Raw genomic sequence first — 1,967 nt, forward strand, 5'->3', positions numbered from 1 at the left:
GTAGTCGGCCGGCGAGAGGATCACCACCTGACCGGTCATGCGCGAATGGTCGAGGCCGCAATACTGGTCGCAGAACAGCTGGTAGGTTCCCGGCTGGGTCGCCTGGAAGGACATCTCCGTGTATCGGCCGGGCAGCACATCCTGCTTCAGCCGGAAGGCCGGCACGGCGAAGCTGTGGATGACATCCTGCGATGTCATCACCAGCTTGACCGGAATGCCAGCCGGAGCGTGCAGGGTGTCGATCTCGCGAACCCCGCTGGGCTGCTGAACCTTCCACATCCACTGCTTGGCGACGACGTGGATTTCGAAGGCGTTGGCGGGCGGGATCTGCAGACGCAGCTGGGCGGAGATCGTCCACCAGAACAGGAACAGGAAGAGGAAGAGCGTGGCCACGGTCCAGCCGATCTCGACCTCGTGGCTGACCCAGGCTGGCAAAGGGCCGCGCCGCGCCTTGGAGCCGGCGCGGTAGCGGATGGAAAAGCCGACGACCAGGGCCAGCACCAGCAGGAGCACGGCGCCGGAAAGGACCAGCAGGGTCAGGAAGATTCGATCCTCGGCCTGAGCCTGGGTCGACGCCTGGGGGAGATAAAAGGCGTTCATGGCCGACGCTCGCGGCGACGCCCGAGGGCGAACATGCCCAGGCCAAGGGCGACAACCACGCCGACGCCGCCCGCCCGTAGCGCCAGGACCGTAGGCTTGTCATAGGCGCCTATAAGGGGCTGTAGGCAGTAGCAGATGAACCGCAACGGCGCCGACAGAGGCGCGGCGGTGGGCGGTGCCCTGGCTTGTTCGATCGCGCCGGTCAGCGCCGCGGGGGTGAGGCCGAACTCGGGCAGCAGGCGGCGCACGGTCCCGTCCGCGGCAAGGATGTAGATCGATGTGTCATGGGCGTACTGACCGAGCCGCGCGTCATAAAGATATCGGTAGCCGAGGGCTGCGGCGGCGATGGGAGCCGGCCCATTGGACAACAGGCGCACCGCCCCGCCGGCGCCGGCGAAACCCAGCCGCGAGATCTGCATGGCGCGCGCTTGGACGGGGCCATCTTTCGGATCGATGCCCACAACCACGAAGCTGTAGTCCCGGCCAGGCTGGAGCGGCGTCTTGTCGAGCGCCGCGGCGGTGAGGACGAGCGCGGGACCACAGAGATATCGGCAGGTGTAGTCCGCGAAGACGAGCACCGTGGGCTTGTTCGACATGGCTTGGCCGAGGGTCAGCGGCTGGCCCCGCTGGTCGGTGAAGCGGAGATTCAGCGGCGCCCTGGCTCCGGGCCGGGGGGCCGCGCTGACGTTGTCGAGGTCGTTCTGCGTCAGGGCCGTGCGAGGCGCACAGCCGGCCAGGCCGACGGCGATCAGGACGCTCGGCAAGGCGAAGACCTTCATGGCGTTCGTCCTGAGGCGCCGTAGGCGGCATCGCCCTTGGCGGCGAGGTGGTCCATCGCCACTCGGACCTGCGTGTCCGGGTTGCGGACCTGTTGTTCCGGAGGAGCGAAGCTCCAGCCTGGATCGCGATCAAGGCGGGCGTTCAGGGTCGGCGCGGGAAAGCGCTCGGCAGGTCGGGCCCCCACCGTCGGCGCGCCCGCATGTTCGTAAACGGCGTAGGCGCCGACCAGCGTCGCGGCGACGAAGCAAAAGACGCCGGCGCCGCCCAGGACCGCCGCCCGCCAGCGCACGCCCCAACCCTCCAGCTCGTCCGGGCGAGTCGCCTCGGGGACGAACGCATGAGCCGACAGCCCTGGCGCCGCGGCCGTGGACGCGTTGGCCCGCCTTCGAAGCAGGTAGGCCCGGGCCGCGATGGCGGCGGCCAGCAAGACGCCGCCGGCGATGCATGACGCGAAATGTCGGCCCCTCCCCTCGCCTCTCCAGTCGTTTCCGCGCGACCTTTCAGCCATGAGCGCGATCCTCGGCCGGGCCGGCGAAGCGGCCCGAGGCGGCGAGGCTGAATGCGGCGGCATGAAAGACAAGCCCGGC

General features: G+C 69.1%; 3 protein-coding genes. All 3 read right to left on the reverse strand.

Translation table 11 applies throughout. The annotated features are described in order from the left end of the window. On the reverse strand, positions 1-600 hold a 600-nt coding region (gene coxB / locus VGL85_RS08570; RefSeq protein ID WP_331588067.1), incomplete at its 3' end, for a cytochrome c oxidase subunit II. Further along, positions 597-1,379 (reverse strand): hypothetical protein, encoded by a 783-nt coding sequence (locus VGL85_RS08575; RefSeq protein ID WP_331588069.1) that lies wholly within the window; start codon positions 1,377-1,379, stop codon positions 597-599. The genes coxB and VGL85_RS08575, both read right to left, overlap by 4 nt. After that, the gene (locus tag VGL85_RS08580; RefSeq protein WP_331588071.1) at positions 1,376-1,807 is read right to left on the reverse strand and encodes a hypothetical protein; all 432 of its coding nucleotides are present in this window, start codon (positions 1,805-1,807) and stop codon (positions 1,376-1,378) included. Before VGL85_RS08580 ends, VGL85_RS08575 begins: the two co-directional genes overlap by 4 nt. Positions 1,808-1,967 lie beyond the last annotated feature (160 nt).

Source organism: Phenylobacterium sp. (genome assembly GCF_036501465.1).
Taxonomy (GTDB): domain Bacteria; phylum Pseudomonadota; class Alphaproteobacteria; order Caulobacterales; family Caulobacteraceae; genus Phenylobacterium.